General features: G+C 38.9%; 1 protein-coding gene and 1 pseudogene. Both read left to right on the plus strand.

The window, feature by feature from the left end; translation table 11 throughout:
- Positions 1-218, plus strand: a pseudogene (locus DB41_RS12430) (hypothetical protein); the annotation flags it as partial.
- Positions 215-1,055 (plus strand): DUF1670 domain-containing protein (locus DB41_RS10370; RefSeq protein WP_039387071.1); only part of this gene is annotated, 841 nt, incomplete at its 3' end. The pseudogene DB41_RS12430 and the gene DB41_RS10370, both read left to right, overlap by 4 nt.

The following is a 1,055-nucleotide window of genomic DNA, read 5'->3' on the forward strand; positions in this document are numbered from 1 at the left end:
AATTCAATGAGTTTGAAATAGCTTTAACGGTAGGAATTTCCATCTATGCTACCAAAACCTTTTCTCTGCTATATGAAGAGTTTAAAGATAAAGCCTTTTTTGAACAAAGATTGCAGGAAGTTCATATCGTTGGTGCCCAATATTATCACGCTCAAGATGAAAAAAAAAGAATGATGCCGTCGAACGACTCTATCAGGAACGAGCGGAGGCTGCCATGAAGAAGAACATCGATGCAAACCATGCTACATTTTGCCCTCAAGCATTTAAATGCTTTGAAGGCGCTTTGGAAGCGTTTTTTTCGCATGAGTGCCCGCAGCTAGGAGGAACAAGGACAAGGCAAGTACTGGTTAAATCAATAGCGGATATGGTGCGTCAATTTTATCCGCAGACCTCTCATATGCAGCCGGGGCAAGTTACATGGCCGACAGTCCACCGCGACGAATTTTCATCTTATGGAAAATCTATTCAAAATACACGTTTAACAACGGTGATTTTAGATTTGGTAAGCTCGCAAGATGCTATAGAAAGAGCCAAAGGGAAGAAATTAAGGGTTATAAAAAAAGAAGCTGTGGCGCGGATGTGTAAGCAAGCTTTTGATCAAGAAGGTTGCTTAACTCATGCGGAATTAGCTATTTTGTTAAAGATATCCCCCCACAGTGTGGGCAAATATATTAAGGAGTGGGAATTAGAAAACCGTGAGGTTCTTCCCAGGAGAGGATCTATCCATGATATAGGTCCTACTTTAACTCACAAAACAATAATCATTGAAAAGCTCTTTATCGAGCAAAAAACTGTTCAGCAAGTGAGTAGAGAAACAAAACACTCTTTACCGGCGATACAAAGGTATATATCCACTTTCAAGCAAATATTGCTATGCAAACAAAAAGGTATGTCTACAGAAGAAGCAGCTTTTTCGGTGGGTAAGACATCGCGCTTAGTCAATGAATATGAAAAGATTATTGAACAATATAAGGAGAAAAATTATGTTATAGCTGCATTATTGAAAAGTGAAATCGGAATTGAAACAAGAACCCAGATAACAATAAATGAAGGTG

Origin of the sequence: Neochlamydia sp. TUME1 (assembly GCF_000813645.1) — a bacterium.
Classification (GTDB): domain Bacteria; phylum Chlamydiota; class Chlamydiia; order Chlamydiales; family Parachlamydiaceae; genus Neochlamydia.